Origin of the sequence: Sphingobium sp. 15-1 (genome assembly GCF_013375535.1) — a bacterium.
Taxonomy (GTDB): domain Bacteria; phylum Pseudomonadota; class Alphaproteobacteria; order Sphingomonadales; family Sphingomonadaceae; genus Sphingobium; species Sphingobium aromaticivastans.
This window is the reverse complement of record NZ_JABXJG010000001.1, coordinates 1,024,891-1,040,534: the sequence shown is the minus strand read 5'-3', so window position 1 is coordinate 1,040,534 and position 15,644 is coordinate 1,024,891. Positions and strand designations below refer to the sequence as shown.

General features: G+C 65.5%; 14 protein-coding genes. 8 read left to right on the top strand and 6 right to left on the bottom strand.

What is annotated here, in order from left to right:
- The first annotated feature begins 13 nt into the window (after positions 1–13).
- From HUK72_RS04780 to HUK72_RS04755, 6 genes are read left to right on the top strand one after another with little or no spacing between them, the layout of a single operon-like run.
- Positions 14–1,630, top strand: coding sequence for a tetratricopeptide repeat protein (locus tag HUK72_RS04780; RefSeq protein ID WP_176595765.1), 1,617 nt, complete (start codon positions 14–16; stop codon positions 1,628–1,630).
- Positions 1,617–2,510 carry a 4-(cytidine 5'-diphospho)-2-C-methyl-D-erythritol kinase gene (locus HUK72_RS04775; protein WP_176595764.1) on the top strand — a complete coding sequence of 298 codons (894 nt, stop codon included), beginning with the start codon at positions 1,617–1,619 and terminating at the stop codon, positions 2,508–2,510. Before HUK72_RS04780 ends, HUK72_RS04775 begins: the two co-directional genes overlap by 14 nt.
- Entirely contained in the window at positions 2,507–3,223 is a 717-nt protein-coding gene (locus tag HUK72_RS04770) for an N-formylglutamate amidohydrolase (protein ID WP_176595763.1), read from the top strand. The genes HUK72_RS04775 and HUK72_RS04770 overlap by 4 nt, the downstream gene beginning before the upstream one ends.
- A gap of 16 nt (positions 3,224–3,239) precedes the next feature.
- On the top strand, positions 3,240–3,596 hold the full coding sequence (locus HUK72_RS04765; RefSeq protein ID WP_255325613.1) for a hypothetical protein: 357 nt from the start codon (positions 3,240–3,242) through the stop codon (positions 3,594–3,596).
- A 2-nt stretch (positions 3,597–3,598) separates the two neighbouring features.
- Positions 3,599–4,993: an NAD(P)H-hydrate dehydratase gene (locus HUK72_RS04760; RefSeq protein ID WP_176595761.1), complete on the top strand. Its 1,395-nt coding sequence runs from the start codon at positions 3,599–3,601 to the stop codon at positions 4,991–4,993.
- Positions 4,990–6,195, top strand: coding sequence for a class I SAM-dependent RNA methyltransferase (locus HUK72_RS04755; RefSeq protein WP_176595760.1), 1,206 nt, complete (start codon positions 4,990–4,992; stop codon positions 6,193–6,195). The genes HUK72_RS04760 and HUK72_RS04755 overlap by 4 nt, the downstream gene beginning before the upstream one ends.
- Positions 6,196–6,269: 74 nt before the next feature.
- Here HUK72_RS04755 and HUK72_RS04750 read toward each other — a convergent pair whose 3' ends face one another.
- From HUK72_RS04750 to HUK72_RS04725, 6 genes are all read right to left on the bottom strand, one after another.
- The gene (locus HUK72_RS04750; RefSeq protein WP_176595759.1) at positions 6,270–7,463 is read right to left on the bottom strand and encodes a type III PLP-dependent enzyme; all 1,194 of its coding nucleotides are present in this window, start codon (positions 7,461–7,463) and stop codon (positions 6,270–6,272) included.
- A 148-nt stretch (positions 7,464–7,611) separates the two neighbouring features.
- Positions 7,612–8,799: a carboxynorspermidine decarboxylase gene (locus tag HUK72_RS04745; RefSeq protein WP_176595758.1), complete on the bottom strand. Its 1,188-nt coding sequence runs from the start codon at positions 8,797–8,799 to the stop codon at positions 7,612–7,614.
- Positions 8,800–8,928: 129 nt separating this feature from the next.
- Entirely contained in the window at positions 8,929–10,134 is a 1,206-nt protein-coding gene (locus HUK72_RS04740) for a saccharopine dehydrogenase family protein (protein WP_176595757.1), read from the bottom strand.
- Between the two features lie 124 nt (positions 10,135–10,258).
- Positions 10,259–10,609, bottom strand: coding sequence for a GFA family protein (locus HUK72_RS04735; RefSeq protein ID WP_176595756.1), 351 nt, complete (start codon positions 10,607–10,609; stop codon positions 10,259–10,261).
- 257 nt (positions 10,610–10,866) lie between these two features.
- Positions 10,867–12,450 (bottom strand): cisplatin damage response ATP-dependent DNA ligase, encoded by a 1,584-nt coding sequence (locus tag HUK72_RS04730; protein WP_176595755.1) that lies wholly within the window; start codon positions 12,448–12,450, stop codon positions 10,867–10,869.
- A 97-nt stretch (positions 12,451–12,547) separates the two neighbouring features.
- Positions 12,548–13,540 carry a ligase-associated DNA damage response exonuclease gene (locus tag HUK72_RS04725; protein WP_176595754.1) on the bottom strand — a complete coding sequence of 331 codons (993 nt, stop codon included), beginning with the start codon at positions 13,538–13,540 and terminating at the stop codon, positions 12,548–12,550.
- Positions 13,541–13,674: 134 nt separating this feature from the next.
- Here HUK72_RS04725 and HUK72_RS04720 point away from each other — a divergent pair, with 134 nt between their 5' ends.
- Both HUK72_RS04720 and HUK72_RS04715 read left to right on the top strand, forming a co-directional pair.
- A complete protein-coding gene (locus HUK72_RS04720; RefSeq protein WP_176595753.1) occupies positions 13,675–14,895 on the top strand; it encodes a DUF3419 family protein in 1,221 nt (406 codons plus the stop codon).
- The gene (locus HUK72_RS04715; protein ID WP_255325612.1) at positions 14,892–15,554 is read left to right on the top strand and encodes a class I SAM-dependent methyltransferase; all 663 of its coding nucleotides are present in this window, start codon (positions 14,892–14,894) and stop codon (positions 15,552–15,554) included. The genes HUK72_RS04720 and HUK72_RS04715 overlap by 4 nt, the downstream gene beginning before the upstream one ends.
- The last annotated feature ends 90 nt before the right edge of the window (positions 15,555–15,644 follow it).

The following is a 15,644-nucleotide window of genomic DNA, read 5'->3' as shown; positions in this document are numbered from 1 at the left end:
ATTTGCTGCAATCATGCTGGTGCTGCCCGCCATGGCGGGCGCATCGGTGGACCCCGGCAGCGCATTGCACGCCTATATGCGGGGGCGCCTGGCCGATGGCGATGGCGCTCCCGGACTTGCCCTGGACAGCTATCGCATGGCCCTGGCGGGCAATCCCGCCAGCCTGGAAGTTGCCCGGCGCTCCTATTTTCAGGCAGTGATCAGCGGCGACATGGCCCTGGCGCTGCGATCCGCCGCGGTGCTGGAAAGCGACGGCCTGCTGCCTCGGGACGGTACCTTGCTCCAGATCGCCGGAGCGCTGAACCGGAAGGATTGGCCGGCCGCTCGCCTGCTTGTCGACCGGATGGTGGCGGAGGGCAATTTCGCCTTTCTGGCGCCGATCACGCGGAGCTGGATTTCAGTGGGCGAGGGGCGATATGCGCCGCCCGTCATCGATCCCGCCGATCGCTTCGCATCGCTCGCGAGGCGCTATCTGGACGAGCATCTGGCGCTTCTCGCCTTGCGCAATGGCGAAAATGCGCAGCCGGCGATCAACCGCGCCCTGTCCTTGCGGACCGGAGAGCTGGACCTGTCGCGGCTGCTCTTCGCCGGACAATTGGCTGCACGCGGCGCGAAGGCGGAGGCATTGGCGCTCCTGCCGGACGACGAAGCGAATTTTGCGCAGGCCCGGATGGAGATCGCCAACGGTCGGGCGCTTTCGCTCCATGGCAAGGCCCTGACGCCTGCGCAGGGTTTCGCTCGCCTGCTTGTTCGTTTGGCGTCCGATATTTCGTCGGACGGCAGCACGGGAACGCTGGGCATCCGGCTTGCGCGCATCGCCGCCTTTGCCGACCCTGACGGTCCCGCCGCCCACATCGTCGCCGCCGACTTGCTGAGCCGCGCCGGTCACGCGGTCTATGCGGTGGAGGAAGCGCGCGCGGTGCCTGCCACTGGCTGGTATGGCGCGCTGGCGCAGGCCGAACTGGTCGAAGCGCTGGCGGCGGCGGGCGAGCGGGCGGAGGCGATTGCGCTTGCACGCAGGCTGGCCGTCGTGCCCCATGCGGAACCGGAACGCCATGTGCGGCTGGGTCAGTTGCTGGCGCAGGCGAAGGATTTTGACGGCGCCGCCTCGGCCTTCCGTGCCGCGCAGGCCCGTTATCCGGCCGACGCCATCCCCTGGACGCTGCTCCTGTTCGAGGGGAGCGCGCTGGAACAGGGCGCGCACTGGACCGAAGCGCGAGCGGTGCTGGAGCGGGCCGCCAAACTGGCCCCGGACGAGCCGACCATCCTCAATTATCTCGGCTATGCGCAGATCGAGCGGCGGCAGAATATGGATGTTGCGGTGGAGTTGCTGAAAAAGGCCAGTGCCCTGAAGCCCCAGGATGCGTCGATCACGGATTCGCTAGGCTGGGCGCAGTTCGTGACGGGCGACATCGATGCCGCCGTGCCGATGCTGGAGCGGGCCGCGGCGGGCGCGCCGTCGGATGCGACCATCAATGAGCATCTGGGCGATGCGCTCTGGGCCGCCGGACGGCGTTACGAAGCGCGCTATGCCTGGCGCGCAGCATCCGTCTTTGCAGAGGGTGAGACGGCGCAGCGCCTGGCCGCCAAGACCAGAGAGGGGATGAAGCCCGAATATGCCGCACGTTGACGCGGAAGGGGCCTGCCCGGCGGAGGCGGGCGAACTGGTCGAAACCGCCTTTGCCAAGATCAATCTAGCGCTCCACGTCCGGAACAAGCGGACGGACGGCTATCATGCGCTGGAAAGTCTGTTCGTCTTCACCGAATTGGGCGACAGGCTGTCCGGTCGAGCGCGGTCGGACGGGGTGATCAGCCTTGATATTGACGGCCCCTTCGGCTCTGAATTGGATGCAGGGCCGGACAATCTGGTGATGAAGGCGGCCCGCGCCTTGCAAGCGCATCTGGGGGAAGGCCATGGCGCCGATCTGAGGTTGCGCAAGACATTGCCGGTCGCATCGGGCATTGGCGGCGGGTCCGCCGACGCGGCCGCGGCGCTGAGGCTGCTCACCCGGCTCTGGCACGCGCCGCTGTCCAGCGAGACGCTTGAACGGATCGCCCTGTCTCTCGGTTCTGACGTTCCGGCCTGCATTGGCAGCGTTTCGCAAATGGTGTGGGGGCGGGGCGAAGTGCTTCGCCCGCAGGCGATCGCGGGGCTGTCCGCCATGCCGATCCTGCTCGTCAATCCGGGCGTCGCCCTTTCCACCGCTCAGGTTTTTAGCGGCTGGGACCGGGTCGATCGCGGCCCTTTGGCGGCGACAGGCCTGGAACAGTTGATCGCCGCTGGACGCAATGATCTGGAGGCTCCGGCCATGGCGGCGGCGCCCGTCATCGCGGAGGTGCTGGCCGCGCTGCGGGCATGCGGCGGCGCGCGCCTCGCCCGCATGTCGGGATCGGGCGCGACCTGCTTCGCGCTGTTCGAGACGGATCGCCATAGGGACTTGGCGGCGCAGAGGCTGCGCGCCGACCATGGCGGATGGTGGATCGCGGAAACAAGGATCAGGACGGCATGAGCGAGGCGTTTCAGGAAATCTATGGCGGGGATCTCAACATCCTGATCATCGCGGATCATGCCTCCGCCCATGTTCCGGCCGACGTCGATCTGGGGATCGACGCGGCATTGCTGAACGATCATATCGCCGTCGACATCGGCGTGGCGGAGGTTTGCGCCCTGTTGGCGGAAGAACTGCGCTGCTGGGCCATTATGGGCGGCGTTTCCCGTCTGGTGATCGATCTCAACCGGGAAGATGACGCGCCGGGCCTGTTGCCGGTGATGAGCGACGGCCATGTCATTCCAGGCAACCGCCATGCCGACTTGAATGACCGGATGATCCGCTTCCATCACCCCTATCATCATAAAGTCGCCGGGCTTCTAGATGGCATGTCCTCTCCGTTCATCCTGTCGGTCCACAGCTTCACGCCCCGGCTGGCCAGCGATCCCGGCCAGCAGCGCCCCTGGGACATCGGCGTCCTTTACAATCAGGACGACAGGGCGGCTCGCATCGCCATCCCTTTGCTGGAGGCAGCAGGGCTCAAGGTGGGGGACCAGTTGCCCTATTCCGGCAGGGTGTTGAACGCGACCATGAACCGCCATGCGGAGGGCAACGGCATCCCCTATCTTGGCGTGGAAATGCGGCAGGATCTGGTGGGCGATGCCGAAGGGCAAAGACGATTTGCCGCCCTGTTGGCGCCCATCGTTCTGGAATGTCGCAATCGGCTTGCCTGATGGGCGGCTGCGTCGGATGATGGGCATCATGCGTCCCGATCACGCCTGGAAAGGGTGGCCGCTGCTATGCCTGGTCCTGGCCGGATGCGGCCATTCCCCGGATTCCGGAGGCGCTGAGACCATTGCTTGCGCGATCGGCGCCAATGCGGCGTGGAGCGACGATTGCCTGGTCGAACGGGTGCGCGATCTTGTGACGGTGCGCCATGCCGATGGAGGCTTTCGCCGCTTCCGCATCGTGCATGACGGGCGCGGGGTCGTGCCCGCAGATGGCGCGGAGCGCGCCGCCATCAGCATTGCGGGCAAGGACGAGATCGAATTGAGCGTCGGGCAGGATCGCTACCGCCTGCCCGCGCGCTTTGCCGAAGGGAAATGATGATGCAGAGCCACGCGGTCCTGACAGCGGCGCAGATGCGGGCGGCCGAACAGGGGGCCGTCGCTGCGGGCGTTCCCGAATATGCCCTGATGGAGCGGGCGGGCGCCGCCGCTGCCGAGATCATCTGGCGAGCGGGCGGAAAGCGCGATCTGCTGGTCCTCTGCGGTCCGGGCAATAATGGCGGCGACGGCTTCGTGATAGCGCGGCTGCTCCGGGCGCGGGGTGTGCCGGTTCGCGTCGCCGCCCTGGGCGAAAGCCGCACGGACTCCAGCCTCAAGGCGCGGGCCGCCTGGGGGGCGTCGGTGGAGCCCTTGGCCGACGTCGCGCCAGCGACGCAGCTCGTGGACGCGCTGTTCGGCACGGGACTGACGCGGGGCCTGGACGCGGAACTGGCCGAAAAATTGCGCTGGCTCACGGAACGGGCCAGTTTCAGCTATGCCGTGGATTTGCCGAGCGGGGTGCAGACGGACACGGGCGAGCTGCTCTCCGACGTGCCGCTATCGGGGGTGTGCATAGCACTGGGCGCGTTCAAGCCCGCCCATATGCTGCAACCGGCCGCAGATCGCTGGCATAGGCTGGTCTGCGCCGACATCGGCATTGATGCGTCAGGCGCGGAAACGCATCGGCTGCCAGCGCCGCAATTGCAGCCGCCGGGGCCTTTCGCGCACAAATATAGCCGGGGGCTGGTCGCGGTGATCGGCGGGGAAATGGCGGGAGCGGGCCTGCTCGCCAGCCAGGCAGCCGCGCGCGCCGGAGCGGGCATGGTCCGGCATATCGTTCAGGATGGGCATCCTGGGGGACCGGGGGCGATCGTCACGCAGCATGCCGCCAACGCCGCCGACGTTGCGGGATCGCTGAACGATCCCAGGATCAGGGCGGTTCTGGTCGGGCCGGGGCTGGGGCGCGGCGGCAGCGCTTCGGGCCGGCTGAAATCGGCGCTGACCGCCGGACACCCGCTCGTTCTCGACGCGGACGCACTGGTCCTGCTGGCGGAGGAGGGACCGGACGCCATCCCGCCGGGCGCGATCCTGACCCCGCATGAGGGCGAATTCACGCGCTTGTTCGGAGATTTGCCGGGCAGCAAGATCGACCGGGCGCTGGCGGCGGCGAAACGCGCCCGCGCAATCCTGATCTATAAGGGCAAGGACAGCGTCATCGCCGCGCCCGACGGGCGAGCCGTCCTGTCTTCGGCCAGTTCGTCCTGGCTCTCCACGGCGGGAACCGGCGATGTTCTGGCGGGCCTGGTTGCCGGACGGCTCGCCGTTGCGGGCGATGGATTCCAGGCGGCGTGCGAAGCGCTATGGCTGCATGGAGAAGCTGCGCGGCGCGCTGGCGCAGCTTTTATTGCGGACGATTTGCTTGCGGAGCTGCCAGCGGCTATCGCCTCCCGCCTGTGACTGACCTCGACACCGACATCATCGTCCGCATCGCCGCCAAGGGCGATGGCGTGACCGCCAATGGCCGCCATGTTCCGCTGACCGCGCCGGGCGACCGGATCGGGGCGGATGGAGGCATTTTGCCGGGGCGGCATCATGTCGATCCGCCATGCGCGCATTTCCCGACCTGTGGCGGGTGCGAACTCCAGCATATCGACGATGCGAGCTATGCGGATTTCGTGACGGCGCGCGTCGTCGGAGCCCTGGCCGGGCAGGGCGTGGAAGCGGGCATGCTGCTGCCGCCGCATATCTCGCCCTCGAAGGTCCGCCGCCGCGCTTCCCTGCGGGCGAGCAGGCAGGGGCGAAAGGTCGTCATCGGCTTTGCGGAATCGGGCAGCCATATTCTGGTCGACCTGACGATGTGCGAAATCCTCGATCCGTCCTTATTCGCGCTGCTCCCACCGCTGCGGGCCTTGTACGGGATCATCCTGCCTGACAAGCGCGCCGCCCATGTCCGCATGTCGCTGACCGATCAGGGCGTCGATCTGCTGCTGGAAGGGGTCAGGATCGAAGGGCTGGCTGCCGATGAAGCGCTCCTGGCCTTCGCGCAGGAGCAGGCGCTCGCCCGGTTGATCATTGATGAAGGGGACGGCCCGCAAACCCGGTGGGAGCCGGAACCCGTCACGGTCAGCTTCGGCGGCGTGCCGGTCGCTTTCCCGCCCTTCGCCTTTCTTCAGGCGACCATGGATGGCGAAGCCGCGCTGGTCCGCGAGGCGCAACAGGCCATGCCGCCTGAGGGCGCGATAGCCGATCTTTTCTGCGGGTTGGGCACCTTTGCCCTGGCGCTGGGACGGAACCGGCCGGTCTACGCGGCGGAAGCGGCCCGCGATCTCGTCCTGTCGCTGAAGGCGGCGGCGAACCGGGCGCAGCGGCGGATGGTGGCGGATCATCGGGATTTGTTCAGGCGGCCGCTGACCCCTGCGGAGATTGATCGCTTCGCCGGTATCGTCATCGATCCGCCCCGCGCTGGGGCGAGGGAGCAGGCGATGCAATTGGCTGCGTCGAACGTGCCGGTGATCGCCTATATTTCCTGCAATCCGGCGAGTTTCGCGCGTGATGCCGTCCATCTGATCGGCGGGGGCTATCGGCTGGAAAGCGTGCGTCCCGTGGGCCAGTTCCGCTGGTCGACCCATGTGGAGTTGGTCGGGATTTTCCGGCGCTGACAAGATTAGTCCCTCACCGCGGGGGGAGTGCGGCGAGGGACCTTGCATCCTCTCCTAAGGGGAGGTTTTCGCCTCTACCCCAGTTTGATGACAGTTGCGCGACGGCGGGCCGGGATGGCGTCGACATACAGGCTGGCCATGGGCTCGTCCTCCACCTCGATGATCGCTTCCGACGTGAAGCCGTTGAAACCGGTGCGCATCGCCGCGCCATAGGCGCCGAGCATCCCGATCTCGATATAGTCGCCCGCCTGTACATCTTCCGGCAGCATGAAGGGGCCGACCATATGGTCCATATCGTCGCAGGTCGGGCCGTAGAAGGAGAAGCCGGTCAGCTCCGCCTCGCTCTCTTCCTCCCGCAGCAGGGCGACCGGGAAGCGCCAGCCGATATGCGCCGCGTCGAACAGCGCGCCATAAGCGCCGTCGTTGATGTAGAGTTCCGTGCCGCGACGGCGCTCGACGCGCACGACGACCGAGCTATATTCGGCCGACAGCGCCCGGCCGGGTTCGCACCACAGTTCCGACGAATAGCTGACCGGCAGGCTTTCGAAGCCGCGATGGATCGCGTCGAAATAGGCCTCCAGCGCGGGCGGTTCCATGCCGGGATAAACTGACGGGAAGCCGCCGCCGACATCGATGATGTCGACCGTGACGGCCGCGTCGACGATCGCGGCGCGGACGCGCTCGATGGCGTCGCTATACGCTTGCGGGCTCATGGCCTGGCTGCCAACATGGAAGCAGATGCCCAGCGCATCGGCGGCCTGGCGGGTGGCCATCAGCAGTTCGCGGGTTTCGCCCAGTTCAGCGCCGAATTTCGACGCGAGGCTGAGTTCCGAATGTTCGGATGACACGCGCAGGCGCACGCACAGCTCAAGGTCGGTTGCATTGCCGCAAGCGCGCAGGATCTTTTCCAGCTCGTCCATCGTGTCGAGCGAAAAGGTGCGCACACCATGGACATGGTAAGCCTCCGCGATCGCTTCCTCGGCCTTGACCGGGTGCATGAAGCAGAGCTTCGCCTGACCCTCAAGCGTTTCCGCGACCAGACGCACCTCCGCAATGGACGCCACGTCGAAATGCGTGATGCCGCTGGCGAACAGCGTGCGGATCAGATCGGGAGACGGATTCGCCTTGACCGCATAGAGCGAGCGCCCCGGAAACTTCTCAGCGAAGAATCGGGCGGCGCGGGCCGCAGCCTGCGGACGAATAAGCGTTACCGGTGCTGCCGGTTTGAGGGCGGTCGCTACCCCCAGCGCGCTATGATGCTTGTGCAACTCAAGGGACCTCCAGTGTAGTCGTTGGCAATCAAGCTGCCTTGCGGTGGAAGTCCCATGGGGCAGCGGAAGGGCGATATATGCGGCAGGGGTCCCCCTGTAAAGCGCATGCGTAAATTTTGTTGCGCGGGCGGCTATGAAATGTGCGTCAGGAGAGACGGGACTTGAAATCCTCGTAGGAAAAGCGGCGGATTTCCTTGAGTTCGTCGGTTTCCGAGTTCCACAGCCAGATGGCGGGCAGGGGCACGCCGTTGAATGTATTGGTCTTTACCATCGAGTAGTGCGCCTGGTCGAGAAAGGCGATCCGGCGCCCTGGAGTCGCGCCGCCGGGGACTCGATAATCACCGATAATGTCTCCCGCGAGGCAGGAGGGGCCACCGAGTCGGGTGGTCTGGCCTTCCGCTTCCTCATGCAGCATGGCGGGGCGGTAGGGGGCTTCGATGACGTCGGGCATGTGGCAGGTGGCGGAGATGTCGGTGATCGCGACGGGCATGCCGTTGTCGATGACGTCGAGGATTTCACCGATCAGGATGCCGGCGTCGAGCGCCATGGCTTCGCCGGGTTCGATGTAGAGTTCGAGGCCCGTTTCCGCCTTGATGCGCTGAAGGAAGGCGATGAGATCGTCGATCTGATAATCGGCGCGGGTGACATGGTGCCCGCCGCCGAAATTCAGCCATTTGAGACCGCCGACATGCGGCATGACGCGGGATTCGATCGCGGTCCAGGTGCGTTCCAGCGGCAGGAAATCCTGTTCGCACAGATTATGGACGTGCAGGCCGTCGACCCCTTCCAGATGTTCGGCGCGCAACTGGTCGATGGGGAAACCCAGGCGGCTGTGGGGTTGCGAGGGGTCATATTTGGGCACTTCCCCCTCCGCATGGAGGGGGTTGATGCGCAGGCCGATGTCGAAGTTCACACCGTTCATGCGGGCATCGTCGATGACGGGTTTCAGGCGCGCGATCTGGCCTGGGCTGTTGAAGATGACATGGTCGGAGATTTTGAGGATTTCCGCCAAGTCTTCGGGCTTGTAGGCGGCGCAGTAGGTGGCGACTTCCTTGTCGCCATTGGGGCCGCCATATTCCTCCCGGCCGAGGCGGGCTTCGTAGATGCCCGAGGCGCAGACGCCGTCAAGATATTCCGTGACCACGCCCCCAAGCGACCACATGGAGAAGGCCTTGAGCGCGCCCAGCACCTTGATGCCGGCGCGGTCGCGTATGTCGCGCAGGATCGACAGGTTGCGGCGGATCGCCGCCTCGTCCACCACGAAGGCGGGCGAGGGGACGCGGTGCAGGTCGAAATGCGCGAAGGCGGCGGGATCGCCGGCTTTGGTTTCCATGGATCGTTCCACTCTAGATTACTCCACCGTCACCCCGGGGCTTGACCCGGGGTCCCGCTGCCTCAAGCAACGGTGGAGAAGAAGCGGGACCCCGGCTCAAGGCCGGGGTGACGATCCCGGATGGGATCGTCAGAAATCCAGCGGCGCGGCCAGTTCCTTCACCTGCCAGGGCAGGCCGTGCTTGTTCAGCATGTCCATGAAGGGATCGGGATCGAACTGTTCGATATTGAACACGCCTTCCCCTTTCCACGCGCCGGTCAGCATCATCGCGGCACCGATCATCGCGGGGACGCCGGTGGTGTAGCTGACCGCCTGGTTGCCGGTTTCGTCATAGGCATCCTCATGGTCGCACACATTGTAGACGTAGACGGTCTTCTGCTTGCCATCCTTCATGCCGGTCGCGATGTCACCGATATTGGTCTTGCCCTTGGTGGTCGAACCCAGGCTTGACGGTTCGGGGAGAACGGCCTTCAGGAACTGGAGCGGGATGATCTCCTGGCCATTATACATCACCGGATCGATGCGGGTCATGCCGACATTCTGGAGCACTTCGAGATGCTTGAGATAGGCGTCGCCAAAGGTCATCCAGAAACGGATGCGCTTGATTTCCGGGTAGAATTTCGCGAGCGATTCCAGTTCCTCATGATACATGAGGTACATGTTCTTTTCGCCCACCTGGTCGAAAACGAACGGCTGCTTGTGCTTGAGCGCAGGCCCTTCCACCCACTTGCCGCCTTCCCAGTGGCGCGATGGGGCGGTGACTTCGCGGATGTTGATTTCCGGGTTGAAGTTGGTGGCGAAATGCTGGCCATGGTCGCCGCCATTGCAGTCCAGAATGTCGAGCGTGTCGATCCGGTCCAGCAGATGCTTCTTGATGTAGCTGGCGAAGACGCTGGTCACGCCGGGGTCGAAGCCCGAACCCAGCAGAGCCATGATGCCCGCTTCCTTGAAGCGTTCCTGATAGGCCCACTGCCAGCTATATTCGAACTTGGCGGTGTCGCGCGGCTCGTAATTGGCGGTGTCGAGATAGTCGGTCTTGGTCGCGAGACAGGCGTCCATGATCGCCAGATCCTGATAGGGCAGGGCCAGGTTCACGACCAGCTTGGGCTGGACCTTTTCGATGAGGGCGATGGTTTCCTCGACATTGTCGGCGTCGACCTGCGCCACGTCGATGGTGACGCCGGTGCGGGCCTTCACCGATTCGGCCACTTTCTCGCAGCTGATGATGCGGCGGCTGGCGAGCGTGATATGGCTGAAAATGTCAGAGTTCATCGCCATTTTGTGAACCGCGACAGAGCCGACGCCACCCGCACCAATGACCAGAACCTTGCTCAATTCAACTGCTCCATATCTCAAGCCGCGCAATCGCGCGAAAGCGCCCATATAGGGACTGCGCGTGACAGAGCAAAGTCAGACATGCGCCTGACGCCTGTTCGCTTCGAACGGAGATGGGATTGGGCTAGAAGCTCGCGCCGTCCACCTTCTTGATGCTGAGCGCGTCGAGATCGATGCCGGGCACGCAGCGCAGGTTGACGGCCTGCATGGCGGAGCCATCCGGGCCTTTGCCATGGGCGAAGGCTTCAGTTCCGCAGATGTTGCAGAATTGATGCGTGATCCTGTGCTTGTAGAATTGATAGTCGGTCAGCTTGTCCGCGCCGCTGTCCAGAGCGAACTGGTCGGCGGGCACGAAGGTCAGCAGAAAGCCCTTGCGGCTGCAATGGGAGCAGTTGCAGCTCATTGCCTCGGTCGGCGTGTCGGCGGCGACGGTGAAGGTGACGGCGCCGCAGTGGCAGCTTCCGGTGTAGGGCATGGGGCTCTCCTTTTTCGGGGAGTTTAAGGGGGTTGGGGCGGGAAGGGAACGGGTTGATTGGAGCGGTTGGCGGATGGGCCGCTTTCCTTGAAATATATCGTGCTCCTGCGGAGGCAGGAGCCCAGTTCGGGTGTGGCGATGACACACAGAGGGCGGGACTGGGCTCCTGCCTGCGCAGGAGCACGGTGCGCTTAATGGCGGTTATTGGCTGTTATCGGCTATCTCGCTGGCGGCATGTTGTTCACCGATGTGGCATGTCAGCTTACCAGCCGTCTCAACCCTTCCACCGTGTCCGCTTCATGCGCGGGCTTGTCCCGCCGTATCCGCGCTATGCGGGGAAAGCGCATGGCGAGGCCGGATTTGTGGCGCTTGCTTTCGTGGATGCTGTCGAAGGCGACCTCCAGCACCAGCGATTTTTCGACCTCGCGCACCGGGCCGAAGCGGTTCACCGTGTTCGTCCGTACGAAACGGTCGAGCCATTTCAGTTCCTCGTCGGTGAAGCCGCTATAGGCCTTGCCCACGGGCAGCAATTCGCCGTCTTCGGTCCAGCAGCCGAACGTATAGTCCGAATAGAAGGATGAGCGTTTGCCGTGTCCGCGCTGGGCGTACATCATCACGCAGTCGGCGGTCAGCGGATCGCGTTTCCATTTATACCAGAGCGCGGCCTTTCGTCCGGCGACATAGGGGCTGTCGCGGCGCTTGAGCATCACGCCTTCGATGGCGGCGTCGCGGGCGCCTGCGCGGATGTCGGCCAGTTGGGCGAAGTCCTCCGCTTCGATCAGCGCGGAGAGGTCGAAGCGGTGCGGGTCGAGTTTCGGGACGATGGTTTCGAGCCGAGTGCGGCGTCGATCCCATGGAAGGGCGCGCAGGTCTTCCTCGGCATCGAGCAGTATGTCGTAGAGGCGGACGAAGGCGGGATAATCGTCCATCATCTTCGCGGTCACCGCCTTGCGGCCCAACCGTTGCTGGAGCGCGTTGAAGCTGGCCGCCTCGCCGCCTTGGAACTCGCCCTTGACGAGCAGTTCGCCATCGAGGACCGCATGATGGCGGAAAGCGCGCGCTATGTCAGGGAAGCTGCCGGTGATGTCGTCGCCGGCGCGGCTGTAGAGACGGGTTTCTCCGGGCGTGCCGACGATCTGGACGCGGATGCCGTCCCATTTCCATTCGGCGGCATAATGGTCGAGGTCGACGCTTTCCGCCTCCAGCGGGTGGGCGAGCATGAAGGGGCGGAAGAAGGGCGCGCCCGCCGGATCGGGACGGTCGGCCCTGCCCTCGGCCCAGTCGAACAGCGCGGCGTAGGGCGGCGCGAGGGCGTGCCAGCATTCCTCCACATCGTTGACATCGAGGTTGAAGGCCTGCGCGAAGCCGGTCTTGGCCAGGCGGGCGGAGATGCCGACGCGCAGGCCGCCGGTCGCGAGCTTGAGGAGGGCGAAGCGGCCCGAGGCGTCGAGATGATCCATCATTCCGCCAAGCGTCGCGGGGGCGGCGGCGCGGCTGGTGGCGTGCAGGCGGTCGACTATGGCGGAAAGGGTGAGGGAGCCGTCGTCCATCTCCGGCGGCTGATCTTCCGCCTTGGGCCAGAGCAGGGCCACGGTTTCGGCCAGGTCACCGACATAGTCGCGGCTCATTTCGAACAGGACCGGATCGACCCGGGCGCGGGTCATTTCCGCTATGGCGGAGGCTTTGACGGCCTTGAGGTCCAGATTGCCGGTGAGCGCGGCAAGCGCCCAGCCCCGGTCGGGGTCAGGGGCGGTGCGCATATAGGTTGCGATTAGGGCCAGCTTGCCGTTGCGGGAGCGGGTGTAGACCAGGCCGTCCAGCAGTTGGGAGAATTGTCTCACGTCCTGCCCTCCATGGGGAGGGCGCTTGTCCAGACCCTCGCTCCGCCCGGCGGAAGGCTTCGATTGCGCTCAGCCCGAACGGCGGGGGTGCGGGGCATCAGCCTTCATCCTCGTCTTCGCGGCCCACCAGGGCCAGGGCGCGGGCGCGCATCTGGTGGGTCATGCACCAGTGGAGCAAGGCTTCCTCCCGGCCGTGGGTGATCCAGGTTTCCGATGGAGCGACTTCGCGAATGGTGTCGGTCAGCTCGTCCCAGTCGGCATGGTCGGAGATGACCAGCGGCAGCTCGACATTGCGCTGGCGGGCGCGCTGGCGGACGCGCATCCAGCCTGACGCCATGGCGGTGATGGGATCGGGCAGGCGGCGGCTCCAGCGGTCGTTGAGGGCGGACGGCGGCGCCATGACGATGCGGCCGCGCATCTCCTTGGGCGGCAGGCCGGTGGCGGGGCGGAGGTCGCCCATGTCGATGCCGAAATCCGCATAAAGGGCGCACATCCGTTCCAGAGCGCCGTGGATGTGGATGGGATCGTGATGGCCCCTGGCCCGCAATTCGCAGATGAGGCGCTGCGCCTTGCCCAAGGCATAGGCGCCGACGAGGACGCAACGGTCGGAATTGGCGTGCAGCGCGGCGAGCAGGCGGTCGACTTCGCTGCCGGTGTCGGGATGGCGGAAGACCGGCAGGCCGAAGGTCGCTTCGGTGACGAAGATGTCGCAGGGGACGGGTTCGAACGCCTTGCAGGTGGGGTCGGGACGGCGCTTGTAATCGCCGGTGACGACGACGCGTTCGCCCGCATGGCTGAGGACGATCTGGGCGGAGCCGAGGACATGGCCGGCGGGCACATAGCGGATGGTGACGCCGTTCATCCGGACTTCCTCGCCATAGGAAAGGGCCGTGCCGGAAGCGGTGCCGTAGCGCAGGGCCATGATGGCCAGGGTTTCCCGCGTCGCCCAGACATGGCCGTGGCCGCCCCGCGCATGATCGGCATGGCCGTGGGTGACAAGCGCGCGCTCCCGAGGGACGGAGGGGTCGATCCACGCGTCGGCGGGGCGGACATAGATGCCGGTCGGGTGAGGTTCGATCCAATGCGCCATGGCTTCCGGAAAAGGTGGAGCGGGCCGGTTGGTTCCGCAAGGGGCTTCACATTCCCGTAACCGCACCGTCACGCAGCCGACATGCCGTTGCCCTATGCGCCGCCGAACGACCCGGCAGTCAGGAGGCGCGGTTTATGGCATCTACGGCTCATCAGAATGTTACCCGCGCGGTGCACCGGCACCGGCATCTGTCCAGGCAGGGATTGCTGGAGCGCGCCTTCACCTTCGCGTTTCGGGGGCTGGTCTATGCGCAGATCTGGGAAGATCCGGAGGTCGACATGGAAGCGCTGGCGATCGCGCCGGACAGCCATGTCGTCACCATCGCCTCGGGCGGGTGCAATGTGCTGAGTTATCTGACGGCCGATCCGGCGAAGATCACGGCGGTCGACCTTAATACCGCGCATATCGCGCTCAACCGGCTGAAGTTGGCGGCGGCGCGGACCTTGCCGGATCATGAGGCGTTCCATCGCTTCTTCGCCAAGGCGGACTGCAAGGAGAATGTGAGCGCCTATCGCGCATTCGTGGCGCCGCATCTGGACGACGCCACGCGCCGCTATTGGGAGGGGCGCGATTTCATCGGGCGGCGGCGGATCGGCGGCTTTGCGCGGGGTATCTACAAGCATGGGCTGCTGGGGCGCTTTATCGGCGCGGCGCATTGGCTGGCGCGGCTGCATGGGGTGGACCCCCGGCGGATGCTGGACGCGAAATCGCGTGAGGAACAGCGCGAAATCTTCGAGCAGGAGCTCGCGCCGGTGTTCGACAGCGCCTTCATGAAGTGGCTGACGAGCCAGCCGGCTTCGCTGTTCGGCCTGGGGATTCCGCCCGCGCAATATGAGGCGCTGGCGGGCGACGACCGGATGGACAGCGTGCTGAAGGTGCGGCTGGAGAAGCTGGCCTGCGGTTTCGACCTCAAGGACAATTATTTCGCGGTGCAGGCTTTCGGGCGGGGCTATGCCGGGGGCGAGGGGCCGTTGCCGCCCTATTTGCAGGCGGCGAACCATCAGGCGGTGGTGGAGCGCGCCGGGCGGGTGGATGTGCGCCATGTGAACTTCACGGATTTTCTGGCGTCTCAGGAGGCTGGGTCGGCGGACCGTTATATCCTGCTCGATGCGCAGGACTGGATGGACGATGCGCAGTTGAACGCGCTGTGGGCGCAGATCACGCGGACGGCCAGGCCGGGGGCGCGGGTGCTGTTCCGGACGGCGGGCGAGCCGAGCATCCTGCCGGGGCGTGTCGATGACGCGGTGCTGTCGCGCTGGGATTATCGAGCGGAGGAATCGCTGGATTATACGGCGCGGGACCGGTCGGCCATTTATGGCGGCGTGCACCTTTATGTGTTGAAGGACGCGGGATGAGTGGCGGGCCGGACAAAGGCGGGCAGGGCGGGCTGATGGACAGCGTCTATCGGCATCAGCGGCATATCTACGACCTGTCGCGGAAATATTATCTGCTGGGGCGGGACGGGCTGATTGCCGATCTCGCGCCGCCGCGTGGCGGGGCTGTGCTGGAGATCGGCTGCGGGACGGGGCGGAACCTGATCGCGGTGGGCAAGGCCTGGCCGGAGGCGCGGCTTTATGGCGTCGATATTTCGGAGGCGATGCTGGAGACGGCGCGCAAGGCCGTGGCGAAGGCGGGCATGGCCGATCGCGTGGTGCTGGCGCGGGGGGATGCCTGTGGGTTCGATGCGGCGGCGCTGTTCGGGCGGGCGGAGTTCGAGCGGGTGTTCATCAGCTATGCGCTGTCGATGATCCCGGATTGGGAAGGCGCTTTGCGGCAGGCGGCGGGCTGCGTGGCGGCTGGGGGCAAGCTGGAGGTCGTGGATTTCGGGCAGCAGGATGATCTGCCGGGCTTCTGGAAGCGGGCGCTGTTCGGGTGGCTGGCGCGCTTTCATGTGTCGCCGCGGGCGGGGCTGCGGCAGGCGATAGAGGGGCTGGCGGCGGATATGGGCGGCTTTCCGCATAGCCGGAGCCTGTATCGGGGGTATGCGGTAAGGGGTGGGCTGATCCGGGTGTGAGTTTTGGGTGGTTTTTGGCCAATTATGGACATTGCCCTACCGTCACCCCGGGCTTGACCCGGGGTCCCGCTGCCTTTTTCATACGCATTC

Coding starts and splice junctions, on each gene's coding strand:
- HUK72_RS04780 (WP_176595765.1), top strand. CDS start 14: ATGCTGGTGCTGCCCGCCATGGCGGGCGCATCGGTGGACCCCGGCAGC.
- HUK72_RS04775 (WP_176595764.1), top strand. CDS start 1,617: ATGCCGCACGTTGACGCGGAAGGGGCCTGCCCGGCGGAGGCGGGCGAA.
- HUK72_RS04770 (WP_176595763.1), top strand. CDS start 2,507: ATGAGCGAGGCGTTTCAGGAAATCTATGGCGGGGATCTCAACATCCTG.
- HUK72_RS04765 (WP_255325613.1), top strand. CDS start 3,240: ATGATGGGCATCATGCGTCCCGATCACGCCTGGAAAGGGTGGCCGCTG.
- HUK72_RS04760 (WP_176595761.1), top strand. CDS start 3,599: ATGCAGAGCCACGCGGTCCTGACAGCGGCGCAGATGCGGGCGGCCGAA.
- HUK72_RS04745 (WP_176595758.1), bottom strand. CDS start 8,799: ATGGAAACCAAAGCCGGCGATCCCGCCGCCTTCGCGCATTTCGACCTG.
- HUK72_RS04735 (WP_176595756.1), bottom strand. CDS start 10,609: ATGCCCTACACCGGAAGCTGCCACTGCGGCGCCGTCACCTTCACCGTC.
- HUK72_RS04725 (WP_176595754.1), bottom strand. CDS start 13,540: ATGGCGCATTGGATCGAACCTCACCCGACCGGCATCTATGTCCGCCCC.
- HUK72_RS04720 (WP_176595753.1), top strand. CDS start 13,675: ATGGCATCTACGGCTCATCAGAATGTTACCCGCGCGGTGCACCGGCAC.
- HUK72_RS04715 (WP_255325612.1), top strand. CDS start 14,892: ATGAGTGGCGGGCCGGACAAAGGCGGGCAGGGCGGGCTGATGGACAGC.